This is a genomic window from Stutzerimonas stutzeri, assembly GCF_019090095.1.
Lineage (GTDB): Bacteria > Pseudomonadota > Gammaproteobacteria > Pseudomonadales > Pseudomonadaceae > Stutzerimonas > Stutzerimonas stutzeri_AN.
The window spans coordinates 216,593-242,016 of sequence record NZ_JAGQFP010000003.1; the positions used below are offsets into that span (position 1 = coordinate 216,593).

Annotated in this window: 23 protein-coding genes; 11 read left to right on the forward strand and 12 right to left on the reverse strand. The window is 64.7% G+C overall.

Translation table 11 applies throughout. The annotated features are described in order from the left end of the window. Positions 1-42: 42 nt before the first annotated feature. The 10 genes from KVO92_RS20830 to glcD form a co-directional block, all read right to left on the reverse strand. Positions 43-429 carry a helicase gene (locus tag KVO92_RS20830; RefSeq protein WP_217477492.1) on the reverse strand — a complete coding sequence of 129 codons (387 nt, stop codon included), beginning with the start codon at positions 427-429 and terminating at the stop codon, positions 43-45. A 136-nt stretch (positions 430-565) separates the two neighbouring features. Then, on the reverse strand, positions 566-838 hold the full coding sequence (locus KVO92_RS20835; RefSeq protein ID WP_168422348.1) for an HU family DNA-binding protein: 273 nt from the start codon (positions 836-838) through the stop codon (positions 566-568). Between the two features lie 150 nt (positions 839-988). Next, the gene (locus KVO92_RS20840) at positions 989-2,191 is read right to left on the reverse strand and encodes an FAD-dependent oxidoreductase (RefSeq protein ID WP_217477493.1); all 1,203 of its coding nucleotides are present in this window, start codon (positions 2,189-2,191) and stop codon (positions 989-991) included. A 1-nt stretch (position 2,192) separates the two neighbouring features. After that, positions 2,193-2,360: a rubredoxin gene (locus KVO92_RS20845; RefSeq protein ID WP_021207210.1), complete on the reverse strand. Its 168-nt coding sequence runs from the start codon at positions 2,358-2,360 to the stop codon at positions 2,193-2,195. Between the two features lie 155 nt (positions 2,361-2,515). Continuing rightward, complete coding sequence (locus KVO92_RS20850) at positions 2,516-4,225, reverse strand: L-lactate permease (protein ID WP_217477494.1); 1,710 nt, start codon at positions 4,223-4,225, stop codon at positions 2,516-2,518. Positions 4,226-4,447: 222 nt separating this feature from the next. Beyond that, entirely contained in the window at positions 4,448-6,628 is a 2,181-nt protein-coding gene (locus KVO92_RS20855; RefSeq protein WP_217477495.1) for a malate synthase G, read from the reverse strand. A gap of 19 nt (positions 6,629-6,647) precedes the next feature. Continuing rightward, positions 6,648-7,052, reverse strand: a complete 405-nt coding sequence (locus KVO92_RS20860) for a heme-binding protein (RefSeq protein WP_019341182.1) — start codon at positions 7,050-7,052, stop codon at positions 6,648-6,650. 305 nt (positions 7,053-7,357) lie between these two features. Then, positions 7,358-8,575 carry a glycolate oxidase subunit GlcF gene (gene glcF / locus KVO92_RS20865; protein ID WP_217477496.1) on the reverse strand — a complete coding sequence of 406 codons (1,218 nt, stop codon included), beginning with the start codon at positions 8,573-8,575 and terminating at the stop codon, positions 7,358-7,360. A gap of 3 nt (positions 8,576-8,578) precedes the next feature. Next, a complete protein-coding gene (gene glcE, locus KVO92_RS20870) occupies positions 8,579-9,637 on the reverse strand; it encodes a glycolate oxidase subunit GlcE (protein ID WP_217477497.1) in 1,059 nt (352 codons plus the stop codon). Further along, positions 9,637-11,136 carry a glycolate oxidase subunit GlcD gene (glcD, locus tag KVO92_RS20875; protein ID WP_217477498.1) on the reverse strand — a complete coding sequence of 500 codons (1,500 nt, stop codon included), beginning with the start codon at positions 11,134-11,136 and terminating at the stop codon, positions 9,637-9,639. The genes glcE and glcD overlap by 1 nt, the downstream gene beginning before the upstream one ends. 235 nt (positions 11,137-11,371) lie before the next feature. Between glcD and glcC the strand changes: the two genes are divergently transcribed. The 7 genes from glcC (at position 11,372) to KVO92_RS20910 (ending at position 19,131) form a co-directional block, all read left to right on the forward strand. Beyond that, a complete protein-coding gene (gene glcC / locus KVO92_RS20880) occupies positions 11,372-12,142 on the forward strand; it encodes a transcriptional regulator GlcC (protein ID WP_217477499.1) in 771 nt (256 codons plus the stop codon). A gap of 142 nt (positions 12,143-12,284) precedes the next feature. Next, positions 12,285-12,824: a chorismate--pyruvate lyase family protein gene (locus KVO92_RS20885; protein ID WP_217477500.1), complete on the forward strand. Its 540-nt coding sequence runs from the start codon at positions 12,285-12,287 to the stop codon at positions 12,822-12,824. A 46-nt stretch (positions 12,825-12,870) separates the two neighbouring features. After that, positions 12,871-13,767 (forward strand): 4-hydroxybenzoate octaprenyltransferase, encoded by an 897-nt coding sequence (gene ubiA / locus KVO92_RS20890; protein ID WP_217477501.1) that lies wholly within the window; start codon positions 12,871-12,873, stop codon positions 13,765-13,767. 107 nt (positions 13,768-13,874) lie between these two features. Next, on the forward strand, positions 13,875-14,564 hold the full coding sequence (phoB, locus tag KVO92_RS20895) for a phosphate regulon transcriptional regulator PhoB (RefSeq protein ID WP_217477502.1): 690 nt from the start codon (positions 13,875-13,877) through the stop codon (positions 14,562-14,564). A 126-nt stretch (positions 14,565-14,690) separates the two neighbouring features. Then, the gene (gene phoR / locus KVO92_RS20900; RefSeq protein WP_217477503.1) at positions 14,691-15,992 is read left to right on the forward strand and encodes a phosphate regulon sensor histidine kinase PhoR; all 1,302 of its coding nucleotides are present in this window, start codon (positions 14,691-14,693) and stop codon (positions 15,990-15,992) included. 99 nt (positions 15,993-16,091) lie between these two features. Then, positions 16,092-17,462 carry a hemolysin family protein gene (locus KVO92_RS20905; protein ID WP_217477504.1) on the forward strand — a complete coding sequence of 457 codons (1,371 nt, stop codon included), beginning with the start codon at positions 16,092-16,094 and terminating at the stop codon, positions 17,460-17,462. Between the two features lie 526 nt (positions 17,463-17,988). Beyond that, a complete protein-coding gene (locus KVO92_RS20910; protein ID WP_217477505.1) occupies positions 17,989-19,131 on the forward strand; it encodes a BCCT family transporter in 1,143 nt (380 codons plus the stop codon). A gap of 85 nt (positions 19,132-19,216) precedes the next feature. On the opposite strand, the gene KVO92_RS20915 is transcribed toward KVO92_RS20910, so the two are convergent. Next, the gene (locus KVO92_RS20915; protein ID WP_217477625.1) at positions 19,217-20,113 is read right to left on the reverse strand and encodes a peptidoglycan DD-metalloendopeptidase family protein; all 897 of its coding nucleotides are present in this window, start codon (positions 20,111-20,113) and stop codon (positions 19,217-19,219) included. A 165-nt stretch (positions 20,114-20,278) separates the two neighbouring features. Further along, positions 20,279-21,193 carry a response regulator gene (locus KVO92_RS20920; RefSeq protein ID WP_217477506.1) on the reverse strand — a complete coding sequence of 305 codons (915 nt, stop codon included), beginning with the start codon at positions 21,191-21,193 and terminating at the stop codon, positions 20,279-20,281. A gap of 613 nt (positions 21,194-21,806) precedes the next feature. On the opposite strand from KVO92_RS20920, the gene KVO92_RS20925 reads away from it, so the two are divergent. From KVO92_RS20925 to KVO92_RS20940, 4 genes are read left to right on the forward strand one after another with little or no spacing between them, the layout of a single operon-like run. Continuing rightward, complete coding sequence (locus tag KVO92_RS20925) at positions 21,807-23,015, forward strand: ABC transporter substrate-binding protein (RefSeq protein WP_217477626.1); 1,209 nt, start codon at positions 21,807-21,809, stop codon at positions 23,013-23,015. Positions 23,016-23,017: 2 nt separating this feature from the next. After that, positions 23,018-23,830 carry an ABC transporter ATP-binding protein gene (locus KVO92_RS20930; RefSeq protein WP_217477507.1) on the forward strand — a complete coding sequence of 271 codons (813 nt, stop codon included), beginning with the start codon at positions 23,018-23,020 and terminating at the stop codon, positions 23,828-23,830. Continuing rightward, positions 23,823-24,533 (forward strand): ABC transporter ATP-binding protein, encoded by a 711-nt coding sequence (locus KVO92_RS20935; protein ID WP_217477508.1) that lies wholly within the window; start codon positions 23,823-23,825, stop codon positions 24,531-24,533. Before KVO92_RS20930 ends, KVO92_RS20935 begins: the two co-directional genes overlap by 8 nt. Further along, positions 24,533-25,420 carry a branched-chain amino acid ABC transporter permease gene (locus KVO92_RS20940; RefSeq protein WP_217477509.1) on the forward strand — a complete coding sequence of 296 codons (888 nt, stop codon included), beginning with the start codon at positions 24,533-24,535 and terminating at the stop codon, positions 25,418-25,420. The genes KVO92_RS20935 and KVO92_RS20940 overlap by 1 nt, the downstream gene beginning before the upstream one ends. Positions 25,421-25,424: the final 4 nt, after the last annotated feature.

Here is a 25,424-nt window from a genome sequence, read left to right on the forward strand (position 1 = left end):
AGTCAGCAGGCTGAGGACCGGATGATGCCGGTAGACGTGTAATCACGCCGCTTCCGGCTTCTTCTTGCGCGGCTTCAGGTACTTGGTCAGGCCCTGGAACCACATCACCAGCGCAGGGTTGCCCTGGATCTGGATGTCCTTGTTCTGAATGCCCTGCATAAAGGCCAGCTGCTTGTTCTTCGCGTTCATGGTGGCGAAGCCGTAGGCGCTGTCCTTGAAGCCGATCGCGAAGGCCGGTTCGGTTGCGGGGCCGCCGTGACTGGTGACGCGCTGATCCTTGACCTTGTAGTGGCGAGCCACCTTGCCGTCCAGGGTGTGCAGCTGAAAGGTCAGGTCTTTGTCGCCGAGTTGTTTCTGAAAGTCGGGGTTGTTGCGGCTGGCCTTGGCCATCAGGCGACCAAGCATCCAGAGGAGAAAGCGAAATTTCATGAACGGGCCGACCGTGGCAGAAAAAACGGGATTGTAGCGGCTGGTTCGGGCGGTGGAAGGGGGAGAACAGGCCGGTCCAGAGCGGACCGCTCGGTCAAGCTGACCCGGAGCCTGGGCGGCCCCGGGCTACGCGAACTCAGTTGATCGCGTCTTTCAACATCTTTCCCGGCTTGAATGCCACGGTGTTGCTGGCTTTGATGGTGACGGGCTCACCGGTTTGCGGATTTTTACCCGTACGGGCACCACGGTGTCGTTGAACGAAGGTGCCGAAACCAACCAGGGTCACGCTGTCCTTGCGGTTGAGCGCGTTGGTGATTTCATCCAGTACGGCGTTGAGTACACGGTTGGCCTGATCCTTGGTGAGATCGGCCTTGTCGGCGATGGCGGCTGCGAGTTCCGGTTTGCGCATGGGTAGCCTCTAAGACTTTATTGTTTTTGTGTTTCGCTGTTCTCCGAACAGCGTTCCGACGCGCTGCGACAGCTCTACACTGCGGCAGCGCCACAGGGAGCATGGCACGCTGCTAGCACTCGCGCCAGCCCCCGCCAGCGCTTTACCGCATCATTCTGGAGACTTTAGCGACAGAACTTGAGGCAGTTCCGCCAACACCGGCGGCAGCTGTTTATTCAGCGCCAGCCGCTCTCGCACGGCCGTTCCGGTGAGTGCATAACCCAGCAGACTCCCGTCGGCGGCACGGCACAATGCCATCAGATCATTGCCCTCACCTTCCACGCTCCAGCGGCCCTCGCTGCCGGCCGCTGGCGGCGATACCACCAGGGGGCAGACCGGCGTTTTCACGGTGATCGGCATCGGCCCGTAGGTCACAGGGGTAGGCTGTCGGGCCAGGGTCTTGGCCAGCGCACGTACACCGCTCATCAGCGGCATGACGTAGAGCAGGTTGAGGCCCTCGACTTCCGCGCAGTCACCCAGCGCATAGACGTGCTCGGCCGATGTTTGCAGCAGGCGATCGACCTCGATACCGCGATTGGTCCGCAATCCGGCCGCCTCGGCTAGCTCGGTACGGGGCCGCAGGCCGACGGCACTGACCACCAGGTCGCATTCGATTCGCTGGCCGTCCGACAGCTGCGCCTGCAAGGCATCGCCCTGCCGCTCGAGACGCTCGAGCACCGGGCCCAGGTGAAAGCGCGCGCCCAGCGATTCCAGCCCGCGTTGCACGGCCGCAGCCGGCTCGACCGGCAGCAGCGATGGCATGATCTGCTCGCAAGGCGCCACCAGCTCGACCTCATAGCCGCCCTGCAACAGGTCGTTGGCGAATTCGCAGCCGATCAGGCCGGCACCGAGGATCAGCACGCGGCGCTTGCCGTGCGCGGCCTCGCGGAAACGGCCGTAGTCGAGCAGGTCGTTGATCGGGAAGATCGCGTCCTGGGCATCCCCGGCAACCGGCACGTTGATCGTCTGCGCGCCCCAGGCGATGACGAGATCGCGGTAGGGCACCGGCTCGTTACCGATCCAGACGCGGCGCCTGGCCGGCTCGAGACGGGTCACCCGGGTATGAGTGCGGATTTCGGCGTTGAGCTGGTTCGCCATGGGACCGGCGACCGTCATGCCCAGGGCATCGGCATCCTTGTTCATGGCGAAGCCGGTGGAGAGCATCGGCTTGGAGTAGGAGCGGCCGTCGTCGGCGGTGATCAGCAGCAACGGCGTCTCGCTGTCGAGCTTGCGAAACTCCCGGGCCAGGTTGTAGCCGGCCAGCCCGGTGCCGATGATCACCAGCGGCGCGCCTTGTGCGTTCGAGTCGTTCATATCAGCCAATCGCGATCATTTCGAAGTCCATCTTGCCGACGCCGCAGTCGGGGCAGAGCCAGTCTTCCGGCACGTCTTCCCAGGCGGTACCCGGGGCGATGCCGTCGTCAGGCCAGCCCTCGGCTTCGTCATAGATGAATCCGCACACCACGCATTGCCATTTTTTCATTATTCACCTCGATCAGTCTCGGTTGCGCTGCACGCTATACCAGAACGCGGCGAACCGCCAAACGCCCGCGAGCCGGTGATAGACCGCAAATCAATGAAAGATTCACCGGACAAAAAAACGGGCGGCCTAAGCCGCCCGTCCGGGTTGACGCCGCGTTACCGCACCGTCGCGGTACCCACCAGCGGATCGCTGATACCCATCAGGTAAAAACCGATCAGGCCGATGCTGCCAGCCATCACGAGGTAGTACAGCGTCGGCAGCATGGTCTTGCGCAGGGTGATGCCTTCGCGGCCCAGCAGACCGACCGTGGCCGAAGCCGCCACCACGTTGTGAATGGCGATCATGTTGCCCGCCGCGGCGCCCACCGACTGCAGCGCCACCATCAACGCGCCGGAGATGCCCAGCAGGCTGGCGGTGTTGTACTGGAACTGCGAGAGCATCAGGTTGGACACGGTGTTGGAGCCGGCGATGAAAGCGCCCAGCGCGCCGACCGCCGGCGAGAAGAACGGATAGACAGCGCCTACGCTGTCGGCCACCAGCTGCGCCATGGCCACCGGCATGGAGACCAGATCCGAGCCGTTGACGCCCGAGTTGATCAGGATCCGCACCATCGGAATGGTGAAGATCAAGACGAAGCCGGCACCGAGCAGGGTCTTGCTCGATTCGGAAATCGCCGCGCCCAGCTCGGCGGCCTTCATCCGGTGCAGGAAGAAGGTCACCAGCACCACCATGCAGAGAATCCCGCCCGGCAGGTACAGCGGCTCGAGCGTACCGGACACACCGGTTTCACCCAGGATGTCCTTCCAGCCGAAGCTGACCGACATCAACGCCGCCTTCAGTTGCGGGAACACCCGCGACATCACCAGGAAGACCGCCAGCAGCAAGTACGGCGCCCACGCCATCGGCACGGAAATCGGCGTGCGGCCGGCAACGTCATCGATCTTCATTTCGATCTTGCCCATCCACTCCACCGGCCACTCGCTGGCCGGGGCGAAGTCCCAGCTGGACTTGGGCAGCAGGAACCCCGCCTTCGCCGCCGGCACCACGATGGCCAGGCCCACCAGGGCGCCGATCATCGAGGGGAATTCCGGGCCGAGGAACACACCGGCCGCGGCATAGGGGATGACGAACGCCAGACCGGTGAAGATGGCGAACGGTGCCATCGCCAGGCCTTCGCTCCAGGAGCGGTTACGGCCGAAGAAGCGGGTCATGATGCAGATCATGATCAGCGGCATCAGGATGCCGCACAGCGCGTGGATGATGGCAACGCGGGAGAAGATCAGGTGAAAGAAGGTCTCCCAGTTGCTGCCCACCGCTGCCAGCTGACCACCCAGGGTTGCCTGGTCGAGACCACCGGCAACCCCCACCAGGATCGGCGTACCCACCGCCCCGAAGGACACCGGTGTCGATTGCACCATCATCCCCAGCACGACCGCCGTCAGTGCCGGGAAGCCCAGTGCCACGAGCAGCGGTGCCGCCACCGCCGCCGGCGTACCGAAGCCCGAAGCCCCCTCGATGAAGCAGCCGAACAGCCAGGCCACGATCAGCACCTGGACGCGCTTGTCAGGACTGACATTGGAGAAGCCGCGGCGAATCGAGGCGATGCCCCCGGAGTGCTTGAGCGTATTCAGCAGCAGGATGGCGCCGAAGATGATCCAGAGGATCGCGGCCGTGAGAATCAGGCCTTGCAGCGTGGAAGCCAGGACCCGGTTGAAGGTCATGTCCCAGGCCAAGAGGCCGATTAATGCAGTGAGCACGAAAACCAGCGGCATGGCGTACTTGGCCGGCCAGCGAAAGCCGATCAGCAGTACCCCCGCCAGCACCAGCGGCACGAAGGCCAGTATGGACAGCAGTGTCTGACTCATTGTTGGGTTCCTTGTTTTTTGTTGTGAACCACTTCTATCCGGGAAATCCCGGCCCCACGCATGGCTGAAATGAACGGGTCACCTCAGTCCGAAGGACTGACCAATGGGTCACATTGGTCGGCCCCTCTTGCTCGAAAGCCCCGAACGCTGGCGGCGCCGGGGCTTGTCAAATTGTGCCGACGGTCAGCGCATGCTGACCGTCGGCAGTCCTGCTGATACTGCTCAACCGACCTGCTGCTTGAAGCGCTGACGCCAGGCGTGCAGCAGCGGCTCGGTGTAGCCGCTCGGCTGCTCGCGACCCTTGAAGACCAGATCGCATGCGGCCTGGAATGCTGCTGACTGAGCGTAGTTGCCCGCCATTGGACGGTAGGCCGGATCGCCCGCGTTCTGCTGGTCGACCACCTTGGCCATGCGCTCGAGCGTTTCGCGAACCTGCGCCTCGTCGACCACGCCATGACGCAGCCAGTTGGCTAGGTGCTGGCTGGAGATACGCAGCGTGGCGCGGTCTTCCATCAGGCCGACGTCATGGATGTCCGGCACCTTGGAACAACCGACGCCCTGCTCGACCCAGCGCACCACGTAGCCGAGGATGCCCTGGCAGTTGTTGTCCAGCTCCTGCTGGAGCTCCGCGGCCGACCAGTTGCGCTCCGGCGCGACCGGAATGGTCAGCAGGTCATTAGTCAGCTTGTCGCGCTCGGCGGCCAGATCGATTTTCTCCAGCTCGGCCTGGACCGCCTGGACGTCGACCTGGTGGTAATGCAGCGCATGCAGCGTGGCGCCGGTCGGTGACGGTACCCAGGCGGTGTTGGCGCCGGCCTTGGGATGGGCGATCTTCTGCTCGAGCATGGCGGCCATCAGGTCCGGCATGGCCCACATGCCCTTGCCGATCTGCGCCTTGCCCCGCAGGCCGCAGTTCAGGCCGACCAGCACGTTGTTGCGCTCGTAGGCCTGGATCCAGGCGGTACCTTTCATGTCGCCCTTACGCAGCACGGCGCCGGCTTCCATGCAGGTGTGCATCTCGTCGCCGGTACGGTCGAGGAAGCCGGTGTTGATGAAGGCCACACGGTTCTTCGCCGCGGCGATGCAAGCCTTGAGGTTGACGCTGGTGCGGCGCTCCTCGTCCATGATGCCGACCTTGAGCGTGTAACGCGGCAGGCCGATCAGGTCTTCGACGCGACCGAACAGCTCGTCGGCGAAGGCGACCTCGGCCGGGCCGTGCATTTTCGGTTTGACGATGTACATCGAGCCGGCGCGCGAGTTGCCCTTGCGCTGCTGGTCGTGCAGAGCGATCAGGCTGGTGACCACGCCGTCCATGATGCCCTCGGGAATCTCGTGGCCTTCGCCGTCGATGATCGCCGGGTTGGTCATCAGGTGACCGACGTTGCGGATGAACAGCAGCGAACGGCCGTGCAGCTTGAGGTTGGAGCCGTCGGCGGCGGTGTATTCACGATCGGCGTTAAGGCGACGGGTGATGCGCTTGCCGCCCTTCTCCAGGTCTTCGACCAGATCGCCCTTCATCAGGCCCAGCCAGTTGCGGTAGACCAGCACCTTGTCGTCGGCATCGACCGCGGCGGTGGAATCCTCGCAGTCCATGATGGTGGTGACGGCGGCCTCGACGACCAGATCCTTGACGCCCGCCGCATCGGTCTGCCCAATGGGGCTGTTCGGATCGATCTGGATCTCGACGTGCAGGCCGTTGTTCTTCAGCAGGATCGCGGTCGGCTCGACGGCTTCGCCCTGGTAGCCCACGAACCTCTCGGGCTGTTTCAGGCCGGTGACGCTGCCGTTTTCCAGGGTGACCTTGAGCTGGCCGTCCTGCACGCGGTAGCTGACCGAGTCAGCGTGGCTGCCTTCAGCCAGCGGCGCGGCCTGATCGAGGAAGTTGCGCGCGAAGGCGATGACCTTGGCGCCACGCACTTCGTTGTAGCCCGGGCCCTTCTGCGCGCCGTTCTCTTCGCTAATGGCGTCAGTGCCATAGAGCGCGTCATACAGCGAGCCCCAGCGCGCATTGGCGGCATTCAGCGCATAACGGGCATTGCCGATGGGCACGACCAGCTGGGGGCCGGCCTGGGTGGCGATTTCGCTGTCGACGTTGCTGGTGCTGATCTTCACCTCGCCCGGCTCGGGCTGCAGGTAGCCGATGGACTCGAGGAAGCGGCGGTAGGCCGGCATGTCGGTGATCGGGCCGGGATTGCTGCGGTGCCAGTTGTCCAGCTCGACCTGCAGGCGGTCGCGCTCGGCCAGCAGGGCACGGTTCTTCGGTGCCAGGTCGTGAACCAGCTGATCGAAGCCCTTCCAGAAGGCTTCTGCCTCGACGCCGGTGCCCGGCAGAACTTCGTCTTCGATAAAGCGTTGCAGGTTGGCCGCGACTTGCAGGCGGCCCAGGGTTACGCGCTCGGTCATGTCTTTCTCCTTCTCCGAATCAGTTGGCGACAGCGGCAACGCCGGCCTTGGCGACCTGTGCATCCTGAGCGGCGGTCACACCGGAGACACCGACCGAACCAATCACCTGCCCGTCGACGATCACCGGCACGCCACCTTCCAGCGAGCAGACCACCGGGGCGGACAGAAAAGCGTTGCGCCCGCCGTTGACCATGTCTTCGTAGCCCTTGGTCTCGCGACGACCCACCGCGGCGCTGCGCGCCTTTTCGGTGGCGATGTAGGAGGCGATCGGCGCACAGCCGTCCAGACGTTCCAGCGCCAGCGGGTGGCCGCCGTCGTCAGCGACCACGATGGTCACGGCCCAGCCGTTGTTCTGCGCTTCGCTGCGCGCGGCGGCCAGGATGGTGGTCACTTCGGTCTGGGTCAGCATGGCTTTGGTTTTCATGGTTTCTCCTGTCGATTCGATGTGCGTCACGGCGCGTACTTGTGTTGCAGCGAGCCTGCTCGCCATTTGATGCATCGTTTAACTGCGGTCCTTGCTCCGGTAAGCCTGGAGTTCATGTTCCAGAGCCGCTCCGGTGTGCGGCCTGGCACTCGGTGTGGGCCGCTTTCCCCTCACCCTAACCCTCTCCCCAGCGGGGAGAGGGGATGGTTGCGCCGTGCCGTGGCCAGCACCACGCCGAATGCGCGCACGCGCCGCCTTGCTCCCTCGCCCCTCTGGGGAGAGGGCCGGGGTGAGGGGTGGTCGGGTCACCCCATCGCCTCCTCGACAATCTCGATCCAGTGCCGCACCGGCGTGCGGCCGGCACCGTCGAGGTGTGTCTGACAACCGATGTTGGCGGTGACGATCACTTCCGGCTGGCCGCTTTCCAGCGCGTTGAGCTTGTTGTCGCGCAGCTGATGGGAGATCTCCGGCTGGGTGATCGAATAGCTGCCCGCCGATCCGCAGCACAGATGCGCATCCGGCACCGCGGTGAGGTGGAAGCCGAGCCGGGTGAGCACGTCTTCGACCGCGCCGCCGAGCTTCTGTGCGTGCTGCAGGGTGCAAGGGCAATGAAAGGCCATGCGCTTGTCGGTCTCGACCTTCAGTCGTTCCAGCTCGGCGCTGCGCATCACCTCCACCAGATCCTTGGCCAGCGCGCTGACCCGCGCGGCCTTGGTCGCATAGGCCGGGTCGTTCCGCAGCAGGTGTCCGTAGTCCTTGATGAAGGCGCCGCAACCGCTGGCCGTCTGCACGATGGCTTCGGCGCCGCCTTCGATGGCTGGCCACCAGGCGTCGATGTTGCGACGGGCGCGGTCGAGACCGGCTTCCTGGGCATTGAGGTGATAGTCCACGGCGCCGCAGCAACCCGCTTCACGCGCGGTTATCACGCTGATACCCAGGCGATCGAGTACCCGCGCCGTGGCGGCATTGGTGTTGGGCGACAGGCTCGGCTGCACGCAGCCCTCGAGAATCAGCACCCGACGCGCATGCACGGTCTGCGGCCGTGGCTTGGCCTGGGTGACCTGGCGCGGCATGTGCGCCTTGAGCGTGGCAGGCATCAGCGGACGCAGCGTGTTGCCGGCACCCAACAGGGCCTTGAACAGCCCGGGGCGCGGAATCACCGTGCGCAGGCCGGTGCGCAGCAGACGTTCGCCCGTCGAGCGCGGCACCTGCTGCTCCATGAAGTCGCGGCCGATATCCAGCAGGTTGTGATACTGCACGCCGGATGGGCAGGTGGTTTCGCAGTTGCGGCAGGTCAGGCAGCGATCCAGGTGAGTCTGCGTGGCCTCGGTGACTTCGCCGCCTTCGAGCATCTGCTTCATCAGGTAGATACGCCCACGCGGGCCATCCAGCTCGTCGCCGAGCAGCTGATAGGTCGGGCAGGTGGCGTTGCAGAAACCGCAGTGCACGCAGGAGCGCAGGATGCTCTCGGCTTCCTCGGCACGCGGGTGAAGTTTGGCTTGTTCACTCAGATTGGTTTGCACGGCTTAAACCTCGGAATACATGCGGCCGGGGTTGAAGATCCCCTGCGGGTCGAGCGCGGCCTTCAGCTGGCGGTGATAGCGCAGCAACGGCTCGGCCAACGGCTGGAACGGGCTCGCCGTGGCGCCAGCGGTAAAACAGGTGGCATGGCCGCCCACTTCGCTGACGATGGTGCGAATGGTCTGTGCGTCGGCATCGGATTTCAGCCAACGCTGGGCGCCGGCCCAGTCGATCAGTTGCTCACCGGGCAACGCCAGCTCCGGAGTATTGGTGGGCAACGAGAGGCGCCACAGCGGGCGCGCGTCGCTGAAGAAGCCCAGGCGCTGTTCGCGCAGTTGGTTCCAGTAGCCGGCCTCCAGCGCTTCGCCACCGATACGGTCGCAGGCGGCATTGACCGAACCTTCACCACCTTCCAGGCGCAGATGCAGCGCCTGGCCGTCATGGCTCGCTGCGGTGATCGGCACCGGTTGCTGGCCCCATTCGGCCAGCTCGAGCAGCGCGCGATCGACCGGCATGTCCACCCGCAGGCTGCGCGACAGGCGCGGCTTGGGCAGTACCTTGAGCGAGACTTCGGTGAGCAGGCCGAGGCAGCCGAAGCTGCCGGCCATCAGGCGCGACAGGTCGTAGCCAGCGACGTTTTTCATCACCTCGCCGCCGAAACGCAGGTGCTTGCCGTGGCCGGTGATGATCCGCGAGCCCAGCACGAAGTCGCGCACCGAGCCACTCCAGGGGCGCCGCGGGCCGGACAGGCCGGTCGCGATCATGCCGCCCACGGTGGCACCTTCGCCCAGGTGCGGTGGCTCGCACGGCAGCATCTGGTTGGCCTCGTCCAGCGCGGCTTCCAGTTCGGCCAACGGTGTGCCGGCGCGAACGCTGATCACCAGCTCGGTCGGGTCGTAGCTGACGATGCCGCGATGGGCGCGGGTGTCGAGCGGCGTGCCCTGGACTTCACGACCGAGAAACGCCTTGCTGCCGCCGCCCTGGATACGCAGCGGGGTGTTGCTGGCCAACGCCTGGTTGACCTGATCGAGCAGCTGCTGGCTGTCGTCGAAGGAAACCGTCATCAGAAGCGCTCCAGTTCAGGGAAGGGCAACTGCCCGCCATGCACGTGCATGCCGCCGAATTCGGCGCAGCGGTGCAGCGTCGGGATGTTCTTGCCGGGATTGAGCAGGCCGCTGGGGTCGAAGGCCGCCTTCACGGCATGGAACAGGGTCAGCTCGTCGGCGTTGAACTGCGAACACATCTGGTTGATCTTCTCGCGACCGACGCCGTGCTCGCCGGTGATCGAGCCACCGACCTTGACGCAGAGCTCGAGAATCTTGCCGCCCAGCGCCTCGGCGCGTTCCAGCTCGCCTTCGGTGTTGGCATCGAAGAGGATCAACGGGTGCATGTTGCCGTCGCCGGCATGGAACACGTTGGCCACGCGCAGGCCGTACTCGTCCGACAGATCGCTGATGCCCTTGAGCACACCTGGCAACTCGCGGCGCGGAATGGTGCCGTCCATGCAGTAGTAGTCCGGCGAGATGCGCCCGACCGCCGGGAAGGCGTTCTTGCGACCGGCCCAGAACTTGACGCGCTCGGCCTCGTCCTTCGCCAGCCGTACCTCGGTGGCGCCGGCCAACTTGAGCACTTCGCCCACACGGGCGCAGTCGTCGTGCACGTCCGCTTCGACGCCATCCAGCTCGCAGAGCAGGATCGCCTCGGCGTCCACCGGGTAGCCGGCACGGATGAAGTCTTCGGCGGCGCGGATCGACAGGTTGTCCATCATCTCCAGGCCGCCGGGAATGATGCCGGCGGCGATGATATCGCCCACCGCACGGCCGGCCTTTTCCACCGAATCGAACGCCGCCAGCAGCACCTTGGCCACCTGCGGCTTGGGCAGCAGTTTGACCGTCACTTCGGTCACGATGCCGAGCATGCCTTCGGAACCGGTGAACAGCGCCAGCAGGTCGAAGCCCGGCGAATCCAGCGCGTCGGATCCGAGCACCATGCGCTCGCCCTCGACGGTGAGGATGTCCACCTTCAGCAGGTTGTGCACGGTCAGGCCGTATTTCAGGCAGTGCACGCCGCCGGCGTTCTCGGCGACGTTGCCGCCGATGGAGCAGGCGATCTGCGAGGACGGATCGGGTGCGTAGTAGAGGTCATAGGGCGCCGCCGCCTGGGAAATCGCCAGGTTGCGCACGCCGGGCTGAACGCGGGCGAAGCGACCGGCCGGGTCGACTTCGAGAATCTTGTTGAAGCGCGCCATCACCAGCAGGATGCCCTGCTCCAGCGGCAGCGCACCGCCGGAAAGTCCGGTGCCTGCACCGCGCGCCACCACCGGCACGCCACGCTTGTGGGCAATCTTCAGCAGGGTTTCGACCTGTTCGACGCGCTCTGGCAGTACCACCAGCATCGGCGTGGTGCGGTAGGCGGACAGGCCGTCGCACTCATAGGGCTTGAGGTCTTCGCCTCGATGGAGGATGTCCATGCCCGGCAGCTGCGCCTGCAACTCGGCCAGCAACGCGGCCTTGTCGACCTTGGGCAGCTCACCGTCGACGCGTTCGTCGTAGAGGATATTCATGGCAGTCGGTGCTCTTGATGATTCACCGCGCGCACGGCCCGCTGCGGTGGTTTGTCGCATGATCCGCCCACGCACCCGCGACAGTCCATACTCGACGGCACTGGTCCTACCAGTTTCTTTCAGGAGCCTTTCAGGCGCTTTTTGCCACAGCGCCTAATATCAGGGGGTTTGGCCGCTTGCTCGCTGCTTGAGGTAACATCTGCCCAAACTGGTCCTACCAGTAGAGGACACCTCCATGCTGATTGAAAACACCCCGGAACGGCGCCAGTTGGCCGACGTCGTCGCCGAGCGCATCGAGCGCCTGATCGTCGACGGCGTCCTCAAGGTCGGCCAGGCGCTGCCATCGGAACGGCGCCTGTGCGAGAAGCTCGGCATCTCGCGTTCCGCCCTGCGCGAAGGGCTGCGCGTGCTGCGCGGCCGCGGCATCATCGAGACCGCGCAGGGACGCGGCTCGCACGTGGCGAAGCTCTCCGGCGAGCAGGATGCCAGCCCGCTGATGCACCTGTTCAATTCGCAGCCGCGCACGCTCTACGACCTGCTCGAAGTGCGCGCCCTGCTCGAAGGCGAATCGGCCAGGCTGGCCGCGCTGCGCGGCACCGAGGCCGACTTCATCCTGCTGCGCCGGCGTTATGAAGAAATGCTCGCCGCGCATACCGCCGAGGAGGCCGACCCGCGTGAGCATGCACGCCTCGACCATGCCTTCCACCTGGCCGTCAGCGAGGCCTCGCACAATCCGGTGCTGGTGCACACGCTGCAGTCGCTGACCGACCTGATGCTCTCCACCGTTTTCGCCTCGGTGAACAACCTCTACCACCGGCCGATACAGAAGCGGCAGATCGACCGCCAGCACTCGCGGCTGTTTCACGCCATCACCGAACGCCTGCCGGACCAGGCGCAGCGCGCCGCCCGCGACCACATCCACAGCATTCGTGACAACCTCAAGGAGATCGAACTGGAGGAACAGCGCCTGGTGCGCGCGACGATGCGACTGGAGGGCTGGGCGTAGCAGGAGCGGCAGTCCCCGAGAGGATGGGCTGGACCTGCACGCGCCACGCGGTCGGGCGTAACGTGGCCTCCGCAGGCGGTTTGAGGCGGGTGTCGGGGCGCGTGCTAGACTCGCGGCTTCTTTTTTGCCGCCCTTGACTGCCGTGTCCGATTTTCAAACCTGGTCGCTCGCCGACCGCCTCGCTTCGCCGCTACCTGCCGATGTGCATGACTGGCTCTATACCGACCGCGGTTCGCTGACGCATCGCCTGACCGACCTGGCCGACGGCGCCTTCAGCGTGACGCCACTGGTCGAAGGCTGGCAGGTGCTGCGCGACGACGAATGCGCCGCGCTGGGTGTGGTCGCGGGCAGCGAGGGTTGGGTGCGCGAGGTCTATCTTCGCGGCCACGAGCAACCCTGGGTGTTCGCTCGCAGCGTCGCGGCGCGCCGCGTGCTCGAGCAGTCCGGGCTGGACCTGCCGCACCTGGGCAGCCGCTCGCTGGGCGAGCTGCTGTTCAGCGATCCGGCGTTCGCCCGCGGCCCGCTGGAAGCGCGCCATTACCCGGCTGACTGGCTACCGCCGCTGGTCAGACAGACCGGCCTCTGGGCCCGCCGCTCCTGCTTCAGCCAGGGCGACTTGCGGGTGCTGGTCGCCGAGGTCTTTCTGCCGGCGCTGTGGCACGCCGCACGGATCGCGGCCTGAGCCCGGCAGAGACTGCCCCCACGCCCTCAATCGATCGGAGACCGCCGTGTATCAGAAGCTTCTGCAATCGAGCAATCGCCTGCACCCGCGCGCCTGGGACTTCATCCAGCTGATGCGCCTGGATCGCCCGATCGGCACCTATCTGTTGCTCTGGCCAACGCTCTGGGCGCTGTGGATTGCCGGCGAGGGCTCGCCGAGCGTGAAGAACATTCTCATCTTCGTGCTGGGCGTGATCCTCATGCGCGCCGCCGGCTGCGTGATCAACGACTTCGCCGACCGCAACTTCGACGGCCACGTCTCGCGTACCAAGGGCCGTCCGCTGGCGACCGGCAAAATCACCGCGAAGGAAGCCTGGATCCTCTTCGCCGTCTTGGTCGCGCTGAGCTTCGGCCTGGTGCTGCTGACCAATGCCACGACCATCTGGCTGTCGTTCGGCGCGCTGGGCGTCGCCTCGCTCTATCCCTTCATGAAGCGCTACACCTATTACCCGCAGGTGGTGCTGGGCGCCGCCTTCTCCTGGGGCATTCCGATGGCCTTCACCGCCGAACGCGGCGAGCTGCCGCCCGAAGCCTGGCTGCTGTTCATCGCCAACGTGGTGTGGACGGTCGGCTACGACACCTACTACGCGATGGCCGACCGCGAGGACGATCTGAAGATAGGCATCAAATCCACCGCCATCCTGTTCGGCGAAGCCGATCGGGTGATCATCGCCACGCTCCAGGGCCTCGCCCTGTTCTGCCTGATCCTGGCGGGCGTGCGGTTCGAGCTGGGCCAGTGGTTCCACCTCGGCCTGACCATTGCCGCCGCCTGCTTCGCCTGGGAATTCTGGAAGACGCGCTCGCGCAAGCCCCAGGTCTGCTTCAAGGCCTTCCTGCATAACCACTGGGCCGGCCTGGCGATTCTGGCGGGAATCGTGATGGATTACGCGACAAAGGCGAGCTAGAGCGCTTCGGCTCGATTCCCACGAAGCGCGCGATGCCTTTTTTGTCACATCCCTGCAACATTTCCGTTATCTAATGCCGAGCGACAAGAAACGGACCGAGAGCGGACATGAACGGCAAATGCATACTGATCGTCGATGACGAAGCGCCGATTCGCGAGATGATCGTGGTGGCGCTGGAGATGGCTGGCTACGAGTGCCTCGAGGCGGAAAACATCCAGCAGGCCCATGCGCTGATCATCGATCGTCAACCCGACCTGATCCTGCTCGACTGGATGCTGCCAGGCACCTCCGGCATCGAGCTGGCGAGGCGCTTGAAGCGCGACGAGATGACGGCCAGTACGCCCATCATCATGCTCACCGCCAAGGATGCCGAGGACAACAAGATCCAGGGCCTGGAAGTGGGCGCCGACGACTACATCACCAAGCCCTTCTCACCGCGTGAACTGGTGGCGCGGCTCAAGGCCGTGCTCCGTCGCGCGGCGCCGAGCGACAACGAAACGCCGATCGAGATCGGTGGCCTGCTGCTCGACCCCATCAGCCATCGCGTCACCATCGACGGCACGCCGGCCGACATGGGCCCGACCGAATACCGGCTGTTGCAGTTCTTCATGACCCACCAGGAGCGCGCCTACACCCGCGGCCAGTTGCTCGACCAGGTCTGGGGCGGCAATGTCTACGTCGAGGAACGCACCGTGGACGTGCACATCCGCCGCCTGCGCAAGGCGCTGGGCGAGACCTATGAGAACCTGGTGCAGACCGTACGGGGCACGGGCTATCGTTTTTCCACCAAGAGCTGACGAAACCGCATCCGGTCGGCATACGCGGCAACCGGGCGCGTGCCGCGACCGTTCAGGGACCGAACTTCAGCCAGCGTCGCCGAGCATTGAACCGGCCAGCCCAGGCTGCCTAGAGGAGCACACGCGGTGAACCAAGACTGGCAAGGCGCTCTGGTGCGCCAGCTGCTTCTGTTGTTGGCCGGCTGCCTGCTGGTCGGGCTGATCTCCGGTCAGTACGGCTGGGCATTGGCGGTGGGTCTGGCCGGCTACCTGGCCTGGACGCTTCAACAGATGCGCCGCCTGCAGCGCTGGCTCAAGCGCAGCCAGCCGGACGAGCCACCGCCGGACGGCCATGGCCTTTGGGGCGACATCTTCGACAACCTGTACCAGATGCAGCGCCGCGATATCCGCCAGCGCGGCCAGCTGCAGGCGGTGATCGATCGCGTCCAGGGCTCGACCACGGCGCTGAAGGACGCCGTGGTGATGCTCGACAGCGATGGCAATCTGGAGTGGTGGAACCCGGCTGCCGAGCGCCTGCTCGGCCTGAAGAAGCCGCAGGATACCGGCCACCCGGTGACCAACCTGGTGCGGCATCCCAGCTTCAAGGAGTACTTCGACAACGGCCGCCACGACGAGCCGCTGGAACTGTCCTCACCGGTCAATGATCGCCTCTGGTTGCAGGTCACCATCACCCGCTACGGCAACAGCGAACACTTGATGGTGGTGCGTGACATCACCCGACTCCATCAGCTCGAGCAGATGCGCAAGGATTTCGTGGCGAACGTCTCGCACGAGTTGCGCACGCCGCTGACGGTGATCGCCGGGTACCTGGAAACCATGCTCGAGCACACCGAGCAGATGCCCCCGCGCTGGCCACGGGCACTGCATCAGATGAACCAGCAAGCCGGGCGCATGCAGCATTTGCTCAACGATCTGTTGCTGCTGGCGAAACTCGAGGCCACCAGCCCGCCGACCAACACCCCACCGGTCAACGTGGCCGCCCTGTTGCAGTCGATCAAGAGCGATGCCCAGGCGCTTTCCGCCGAGCGCAACCATCACATCAACGTCGAGGCCGACCCGACGCTGTTGCTCAAGGGCAGCGAGAGCGAGCTGCGCAGCGCCTTTTCCAACCTCGTGTTCAATGCCGTGAAATACACCCCGGACAACGGCGAGATCCAGATCCGCTGGTGGTGCAACGAGCACGGCGCGCATCTGGCGGTGCAGGATTCGGGGATTGGCATCGAATCCAAGCACTTGCCGCGCCTGACCGAGCGCTTCTACCGGGTCGACTCCAGCCGCGCCAGCAACACCGGCGGGACCGGGCTCGGCCTGGCCATCGTCAAGCACGTGCTGCTGCGCCACGAAGGCCGCCTCGACGTCAACAGCACCCCTGGCAAGGGCAGCACCTTCACCTGCCACTTTCCGTTGTCGCAAGCGACGGTGAAATGATCCAGCCACGACCGCTCGGCGCCCTACCGCCAGGCGGCGCCTTGAAATAACCCCCGAGCGGCCCCATCCTTGGGGCCTCATCGACTACCCGATACCTCAATGGACCCTTCCCCTGCGTTATCCCCGAGCTACGCCGCTTCTTCCTATTTCGCCGATTTCGGCCTGATTCTCTTTGCGCTGTTCCTGGTCCTGCTCAACGGCTTCTTCGTCGCCGCCGAGTTCGCCATGGTCAAGCTGCGCGCGACCAAGGTCGAGGCTATCGCCAAGGAGCACGGCTGGCGCGGGCATATCCTGCGCCGGGTGCACCACCAACTCGACGCCTACCTGTCGGCTTGCCAGCTGGGTATCACCCTGGCGTCACTGGGCCTGGGCTGGGTCGGCGAGCCGGCCTTCGCCCACTTGCTCGAGCCGCTGCTGGCCGCCATCGGCGTCGAGTCGCCCGCGATCGTGCATGGCATCGCCTTCTTTACCGCGTTCTTCATCATTTCCTACCTGCATATCGTCGTCGGCGAGCTCGCGCCCAAGTCCTGGGCAATCCGCAAGCCCGAGCTGCTGTCGCTGTGGACGGCCGTGCCGCTGTACCTGTTCTACTGGGCGATGTATCCAGCCATCTACCTGCTCAACGCCAGCGCCAACGCCATTTTGCGCATCGCCGGCCAGGGCGAGCCGGGCAGCCATCACGAGCACCACTACAGCCGCGACGAGCTGAAGCTGATTCTGCATTCGAACCGTGCGCTGGACCCGGCCAACCAGGACATCAAGGTGCTGGCGTCCGCCGTGGAGATGAGCGAGCTGGAGGTGGCCGACTGGGCCAACTCGCGTGAAGACCTGCTGCAATTGGACCATGACGCCTCACTGGCGGAGATCCTCGAGCTGATCCGCCGCCACAAGTACAGCCGTTACCCGGTCTACGACAGCGAACAGGGCGACTACATCGGCCTGCTGCACATCAAGGACCTGCTGCTGGCACTGGCGGGTGACGAGCAGCTTGCACAGCATTTCGATATCACCGCGCTGTTGCGGCCGCTGGATCGGGTGTCGCGACATCTGCCGCTGAGCACGCTGCTCGAGCAGCTGCGCCAGGGCGGCGCGCATTTCGTGCTGGTGGAAGAAGGCGATCACAAGGTGGTGGGCTTCCTGACCATGGAAGACGTGCTTGAAGTGCTGGTCGGCGATATCCAGGACGAGCACCGCAAGACCGAGCGCGGCATCCTCGCCTATCAGCCGGGCAAGCTGCTGGTCCGCGGCGACACCCCGCTGTACAAGGTCGAACGGCTGTTGAGCGTTGACCTCGACCACATCGAGGCCGACACCCTGGCCGGCCTGATCTATGAGAGCCTCAAACGCGTTCCGGAAGAGAACGAAGTGCTACGGGTCGACGACCTGCAGATCGTCATCAAGAAAATGCGCGGCCCCAAGATCGTGCTGGCCAAGGTGCTGCGCCTGGATCATGAGGCTGCACCGCTATAGCCTGGGCTCGCTGGCCTGAGCCCTTTCTGTGTTTCTTCGGGCGGCCCTCCGGGCCGCTCCCGCCATCCCTGCGCCGCTGCGCGTAGTCGCAGACGGCTCGATGCGGTCGCTCAAGGCCGTGCCCGTCGGTTGAACACGCCCAGCTGACGGTTTTTCACCCGCGCGAACGCCCCTTCGCTCATTTCTTCATTGCCCGCAACAGCGCGCGCCAGACAGTCCCAGGTGGCTAAACGATCGCCAGCAGCCCCTGGAGGCCAGGCATCTCGCCGACTCCCGCGGGCAACGGGAACGCGGCAGACGCTGAACGCCGGCCTGGCCTGGAGGCCGGTCACAGGATTTTCGAGGACGCATCCAGACAAGCGACAGCCGGCTCAGCACGCCAGGATGGTCCTTGGCCTTCAGCTGCCTACACAGCCCCGACGTCACTCCGAAGGCCAAAACCACGGCGCCATCCAATAAATACAATACCCGCCGACCCCGGTGTCCCGGCGCAGCCGACGAGCCGGAGCGGCGCGAGGGAGCCCCTATGAATATGATTTTATCGGGCGCGATCATTGTCCTGCTCGCGACCACCTTGCTGATCCTGATGCGCTGGGGCAACCTGCGCTGTACCGGAACGGAGCCAGTGGGCCTGTTCACCTTTCTCGCCATTCTGTTCACGTCCGGCCTGGACATGGGCCTGATCATCTTCCCACTGACCGAATTTCCCACCTACGCCAAGGAAACCATCTACCAGTTCTCCAACCCCCTGGCGGTGGAGTTCGGCTTCTGGGGCTTCCTGATCTGGGCCTTCTATTTCATCACCACCTTCTACTTCTGCGTGGTCGAGCCGCGGGTCAAGCTGTTCGAGCTGCGACCGGTGAAGCTCGTCAACAACGTGGTGATCGTCACCACCTGCGCCTTCACCGCCTACCTGTTCTTGGTCAACATTGCCTGGTACGCGCCCGAGCTCGGCGACAGCCTGAACTACCTGGTGGTAGCGGCAATCGTTCTGGCAGCGGTCTATTCGAGCACCGACATCCGCTACCTGAAACTGCTCAGCGTCGGCTCGACCTGGCTGTTCTTCGCGCTGATCGTCGGCATGTGGTGGGCGGCGGATCTCGGCCTGGCCTTCTTCGGCGAGGCGGCAACGCAGATCGGCACCGGCTACTTCGCCGAACTGCCCGGCTTCATCCTGCCGCTGGGTGACTACCACGCTTTCTATCTGTTCTGGTGGTTCGCCTGGAGCGTGATGATCGGCCAGTTCGTCTCGCGCTTCGTCGGTGGCCTGCGCACCTGGCAACTGCTGCTGGCGTTGCTGGTCATCCCGTCCATTCCCCTGGCGATCTGGTTCTCGGTGCTCTACGGCTACTTCACGCTGGATATCGAGGTCGGTCAGTTCGCCAAGCTCGCCATGCTCGGCGTCGGGGTGATCTTCGTCATCAACTCGGTGGATTCGCTGGTACGGCTGTACACCGATAACCTCGGCATCAGCGTCGAGAGGCTCGGCCGGCCGCGCTTCATTGCCTTGAACGTCGGCCTGCTGATCAGTCTGGTGCTGCTGTTCAAGTTCACCCCCTTCGAAATCCAGTGGGTGGGCCTGGTGGTGATCGGCCTGTATGCCGCGACCCTGGCACTGCTGCTGTGGCGCCATCGCCCCGCCCTGCGCGGCATCGGCATCAGCCACTGAGCGCAGCAGCAAGTCGCATGTCGCATGAACAGCGCTGATGCCCGACCGCCCATCAGCGCTTCGCAGCCAGGCGGTCAAGCAGCGTTCAGTCGCCGCCAACCGCGAAATTCGGCAGGCTGTTGACCGGCTGCGAGAAGTCGAAGGGAATCGACTCGACCGCCAGGCCAACGTTGCGCTGGACCACGAAGTGCAAGTGAGGACCGGTGCTGTTGCCAGTGTTGCCCGAGCGGGCCAAGAGGCTGCCGGTCTCGACGCGCTGGCCCTCCCGAACGCTGACCGAACCCTGCATGAGATGCAGGTAGACACCCATGGTGCCGTCGTCATGCAGCACACGGACGAAGTTGCCGGCCGGGTTGTTGCCACGGCCGCTCTGCGCGTTTTCGACCTTGACCACCATGCCGCCGCGCGCCGCGATGATCGGCGTACCCTCGGGCATGGCGATGTCGGCCGCGTATCGGCCTTTCGGGGTGAAATGGCTGTACTTGCCGTTGGCGCCCTGGGTCAGACGGAACGGGCCGCCACGCCAGGGCAGCGGGTACTTGTAAGGCTTGGGCAGCAGGCGCGGATCGCCGAGGGCGTGGCGCAGCTTGGGCGTGTACTTGAGCGGCTTGCTCGGGTCCAGCGGCGCCAGCGTCGCCAGGCGAATCTGGCTGCGCGGCGGCAGCACCCAGCGGATCGGCTTGTCCGGGGCGCCGACAGCGTTCTGCACGCCGGTCAGCTTGAGCTCGACGTCGACCGGGGCGAACAGGTCGTTGCGCACCACGAGGGTTTCCCCGCCGGCATGTTTGCGGGTTTCAAGCTTCACCTGGGTATCGAGCTTCTCGACCATGCGGTCGCTGAAGGTGAACACCTTCGCGCCCGGTGCGGCCTGGTCGCTATAGGTGACCACGCCGTTGGCGTCGGTGTATTTGTAGATGGTCAGGGCCGAGGCGGACGACGCCAGCCAGCACAACCCGAGCCCCAGAATGATGCGCCCTAACATAACGGCAGACTTCATGTGGTTATGTATTCAGAGCGCTGCAGACTAGCAGCGCAGCGGGGCATACGCGAGCCACCGACTGTCGGCCTGTGAAATCGTTCCCGCCAGGTGCTGCTTTTCGGATGAACGGCTCGTCAGTTCACAGCGCAATGACGCTAATCGCGCCGATCAGGCACCTGGCACGAAATGCCGCTGCGCCGTACCGCGGGCGATCAACCGCGACAGGTAGTCGAGCTTCTGTGGATCACGGTCGACGAATCGGAACGTCAACTGCAACCACTCACTGTCCGGCTTCGGCTCCAGCGCCGCCACCGCATGCAAATAGCCGTTCAGGCGGGCCACCTCGCCGCCCTCCCCCTGCTCCAGATCGAGCACGGCGCTTTCCAATACCTGCGGCAGGTTCTCGCCGCGCTTGACCACCAACAGTCCTTCCTTGAGGCTCAGCGCCTTGATCACGCAGGGCTGCGTGCCGCTGGCCAGGCGCAGCTGGCCCTGGCCGCGGCCACCGCTGGCAGCGGTCGGCTTGGCCGCACCTGGCTGAACCAACGGCGCAGCGAATCCGGGCGCCGGCGAGGACGTCGGTGCAGCGGACGCGGGTTTGATCACATCGGCCTTGCCGCCGGTCAGTGCCGCCAGCGAGTCATTGGCCATGCCGGTGCTGGTCGGCCGAGGCGGCGCACTGGCCGCCAGCGCATCGAGCTTGCCAGCGCGACCCAGCGCCTTGCGCACCTTGGTGGTCAGCTGTTCATTGGAGAAGGGTTTGCCGATGAAGTCGGACACCCCGGACTGGATCGCCTGGACCACGTTCTCCTTGTCACCGCGGCTGGTGACCATGATGAAGGGTGTGGTCTTGAGCCGGTCGTGGGCACGGCACCAGGTCAGCAGCTCGAGGCCGGACATCTCGGGCATTTCCCAGTCGCAGAGAATCAGATCGAAGCTATCGCGATCGAGCATCTGCTGAGCCTTGCGGCCATTCACGGCGTCCTCGATTCGAATGCCGGGGAAGTGGCTGCGCAACCCTTTCTTGACCAGATCCCGGATGAAGGGCGCGTCATCCACAACCAGCACACTGACCTTGCTCATCAATCGCTCCTGCTTGAATGCCCGCCAGCATAGCGGCAGAGGCCGATTGAAAAAAGCACGGCCGACCAGCAGGGCCTCGACCGCTCGACTCATCGGCCGGCGACGGCCTCGCCTGCCGAGCTGATCCGCGCGCTGATCATGACGCCTCGAACGATCGACAGCGGCACCTGCGCCGTTTCGTTATCGGTTGACCTTAACGGCAGCGTCAAGCTCGCGGGTTGCGTCGAGATTGCCTGCCGACCCAGCGAAATTGCGCCCTCGTGCGCAGTTGCGTCTGGCCGATCCCCTGCTACGTTTAGTTCTGACAACAATAATTAGAAGCGTCGTATGCCAGGCCGAATGACCCAATCCGCGTCGAACGAACTCACCCGCCTCGGCACGACGGCAGACGCCTTCAATGGCGCGACACGCGTTACTGCCTTAGCCCCAACCTCAATGCGATCGATACGTCCACGCCCGGCACCTGCTTCCCTGTGCAGTGCCGGTTGGCGTTCGACCGCCGTGATGCTCGGCAGGTCGACCTGCCGTTCGCTAGCCACGCACACCGTCCCGTCGTGGCAGCCCACCCGGGCCGTCCTGTAAGCGGTCAACCCCTGCAAGGAGATAGGCGATGATGAAGCTTCTGGCAATTGCAACGGCAACACTGAGCGCGGCGGCGGCGATACCCGCGACAGCCGCCGAGATATCCGATGGCAAGGTGAAAATCGGCATCCTCAACGACCAGTCCGGGGTCTACGCCGACTTTGGCGGCAAATGGTCCTATGAGGCGGCCAAGATGGCGGCCGAGGACTTCGGTGGAAAGGTGCAGGGCGCGCCGATCGAAATCGTGACGGCCGACCACCAGAACAAGCCTGACATCGCCTCCAACATCGCTCGACAGTGGTACGACCGCGAGCAGGTCGACTCGATCATGGAGCTGACCACCTCCTCCGTGGCGCTCGCGGTGCAAGGCATCTCCAAGGAAAAAAAGAAGATCGACCTGGTGACCGGTGCGGCCACGGTGGAGCTGACCGGCAAGCAGTGCTCGCCCTATGGCTTCCACTGGGCCTATGACACCCATGCCCTGGCAGTCGGTACCGGCGGTGCGCTGGTATCCCAGGGCGGCAAGAGCTGGTACTTCCTCACTGCCGATTACGCCTTCGGTTATTCGCTGGAAGAACAGACCAGCGAGTTCGTCAAAGCCAAGGGCGGCGAGATCAAAGGCGCCGTGCGCCATCCACTGGCGACCAACGACTATTCCTCGTTCCTGCTCCAGGCCCAGTCGTCAGGCGCTCAGGTCATCGGCCTGGCCAACGCCGGCCTGGACACCGCCAACGCCATCAAGCAGGCCGCGGAGTTCGGCATCGTCGCCAGCGGTCAGCGCCTGGCAGCGCTGCTCTTCACCCTGTCGGAAGTCCACGGGCTCGGCCTCGAGGCCGCGCAGGGGCTGACCCTGACGGAAAGCTTCTACTGGGACCGTGACGATCAATCCCGTGAATTCGGCAAGCGCTTCTTCGAGCGCACCGGGCGCATGCCGAACATGGTCCACGCGGGCACCTATTCGGGCGTGATGCAGTACCTCAAGGCCATCGACAAGGTCGGCACCGATGACACCGAAGCGGTCGCCAAGGCCATGCACGAGATGCCGGTAAACGACCTTTTCGCCCGTAACGGCAAGGTTGGCGCCAACGGCCGCCTGATCAGCGACGTATACCTGATGGAGGTGAAGAAGCCGGACGAAAGCAAGCAACCCTGGGATTACTACAAGGTGCTGGCCACCGTTCCGGGCGACGAGGCCTACATCAAGCCAGCCGACAGCGGCTGCGATCTGGTCAAGCAATAAGCATGGCGACCAGCAGTAGCAACCTCGCCGGGGACGCCACGGCGTCCCCGCGCACGGACGATCAGCCGCGCGTCGTACTCTCGGCGCGCGGGCTGCGCCGCGACTTCGGCGGTTTCGTGGCGGTGAACAACGTCGACCTGGACGTGCACCACGCCCGGGTCCATGCGCTGATCGGCCCCAACGGTGCCGGCAAGACCACGGTGTTCAACCTCCTGACCAAATTCCTGCAACCCTCGAGCGGCACTATCCGCCTGCTCGACCACGACATCACTCGCACCGACCCGGCCAAGGTGGCCCGTATGGGACTGGTGCGCTCGTTCCAGATATCCGCCGTGTTTCCGCACCTGAGCGTACTGGAGAACGTCCGCGTAGCGCTGCAGCGGCCCGGCGGCCTGGCGACCCAGTTCTGGCTGCCGCTGCGCTCGCTGAACCGATTGAACGACCGCGCCATGGCCTTGATCGAGTCGGTCGGCCTGCAGGACGCCTGCAACAGCCCGGCGGCGGATCTATCCTACGGCCGCAAACGGGTACTGGAGATCGCCACCACCCTGGCCCTGGAACCGAAAGTGCTGTTGCTCGACGAGCCGATGGCGGGCATGGGCCATGAAGACGTGCACATCGTGTCCGACCTGATCCGCGAGGTCGCCCGTGATCGCGCGGTGCTGATGGTCGAGCACAACCTGAAGGTCGTCGCCGATCTCTGTCATCAGGTGACGGTGCTGCAGCGCGGGGAAATCCTCACGTCCGGCGACTACCGCAGCGTGAGCCAGGACGCCCGCGTGCGCGAAGCCTATATGGGGACCGAAGATGAATGACGCGACCCCTTTGTTGAGCGTGCGCGAACTCAACGCCTGGTATGGCGAGAGCCACGCCCTGCACGGCATCGACCTGGACGTGCATCAGGGCGAGACCGTGACACTGCTCGGCCGCAATGGCGTGGGCAAGACCACGGCGCTGCGCTCGATCATGGGCATCATCCGCAAACGGACCGGAACCATCCACTTCGACGGCCACGACATGATGCGCATACCGCTGCATCGCGCCGCCCATACGGGCATGGGCTTCGTGCCGGAGGAGCGCGGCATCTTCGCCACCCTGACGGTGGACGAGAACCTCAACCTGCCGCCGATCATCGCCAAGGGCGGCATGTCCGCCAGCGAGATCTACGAGCTGTTCCCCAACCTCAAGGAGCGCCGCAACAGCCCGGGCACCAAGCTGTCCGGCGGGGAGCAGCAGATGCTGGCGATCGCGCGCATCTTGCGCACCGGCGCGAAGCTGCTGCTGCTCGACGAGCCCACCGAAGGGTTGGCCCCGGTGATCGTCCAGCGCATCGGCGATGTGCTGCTGACGCTCAAGCAGCGCGGCATGACCATCCTGCTGGTCGAGCAGAATTTCCGCTTCGCCAGCAAAGTCGCTGACCGCTTCTACCTGGTCGACCATGGGCGGATCGTCGACAGTTTCCAGGTCGGCGAGCTGTCGGACCGCATGACCATACTCAACGAAACCCTGGGGGTCTGATGACGGCGATCTTCGGCGTACCTGTACAGGCCTTTCTCGGGCAGTTACTGATCGGCCTGATCAACGGTTCCTTCTACGCCATGCTCAGCCTGGGCCTGGCGATCATTTTCGGCCTGATCAAGGTGATCAACTTCGCTCACGGCGCGCAGTACATGATGGGCGCCTTCGCCGGCTTTCTGCTGCTGAAGGTGCTGGGCATCGGCTACTGGCCGGCGCTGATCCTGGCACCGCTGATCGTCGGCCTGGTCGGTGCGGCGGTGGAGCGGCTGGCGTTGTCCCGGCTGTACAACCTCGACCATCTCTACGGCCTGCTGTTCACCTTCGGCCTGGCCCTCGCGCTGGAAGGCGCCTTCCGCTACTACTACGGCTCGTCCGGCCAGCCATATGCGGTGCCGAGCTTGCTGTCAGGCGGTTACAACCTGGGCTTCATGTTCCTGCCCAAGTACCGCGCCTGGGTGGTGGTGGCCTCCTTGCTGATCTGCCTGAGTACCTGGCTGCTGATCGAAAAAACCAAGCTTGGCTCCTACCTGCGGGCCGCCACCGAGAACCCCACGCTGGTGCGCACCTTCGGCATCAACGTGCCGCTGCTGCTGACCTTCACCTATGGGCTGGGTGCTGGCCTGGCCGGGCTGGCCGGCATTCTCGCAGCGCCGATCTATCAGGTCAGTCCGCTGATGGGCTCGAACCTCATCATCGTGGTGTTCGCCGTGGTGGTGGTAGGCGGCATGGGCTCGATCCTTGGTGCGGTCATCACTGGCTATATGCTGGGAATCCTCGAAGGCCTGACCAAGGTGTTCTACCCCGAGGCCTCCAATATCGTGATCTTCGTGGTCATGGCGATCGTGTTGCTCGTGCGCCCTGCGGGCTTGATGGGAAGGGATGGCTGACATG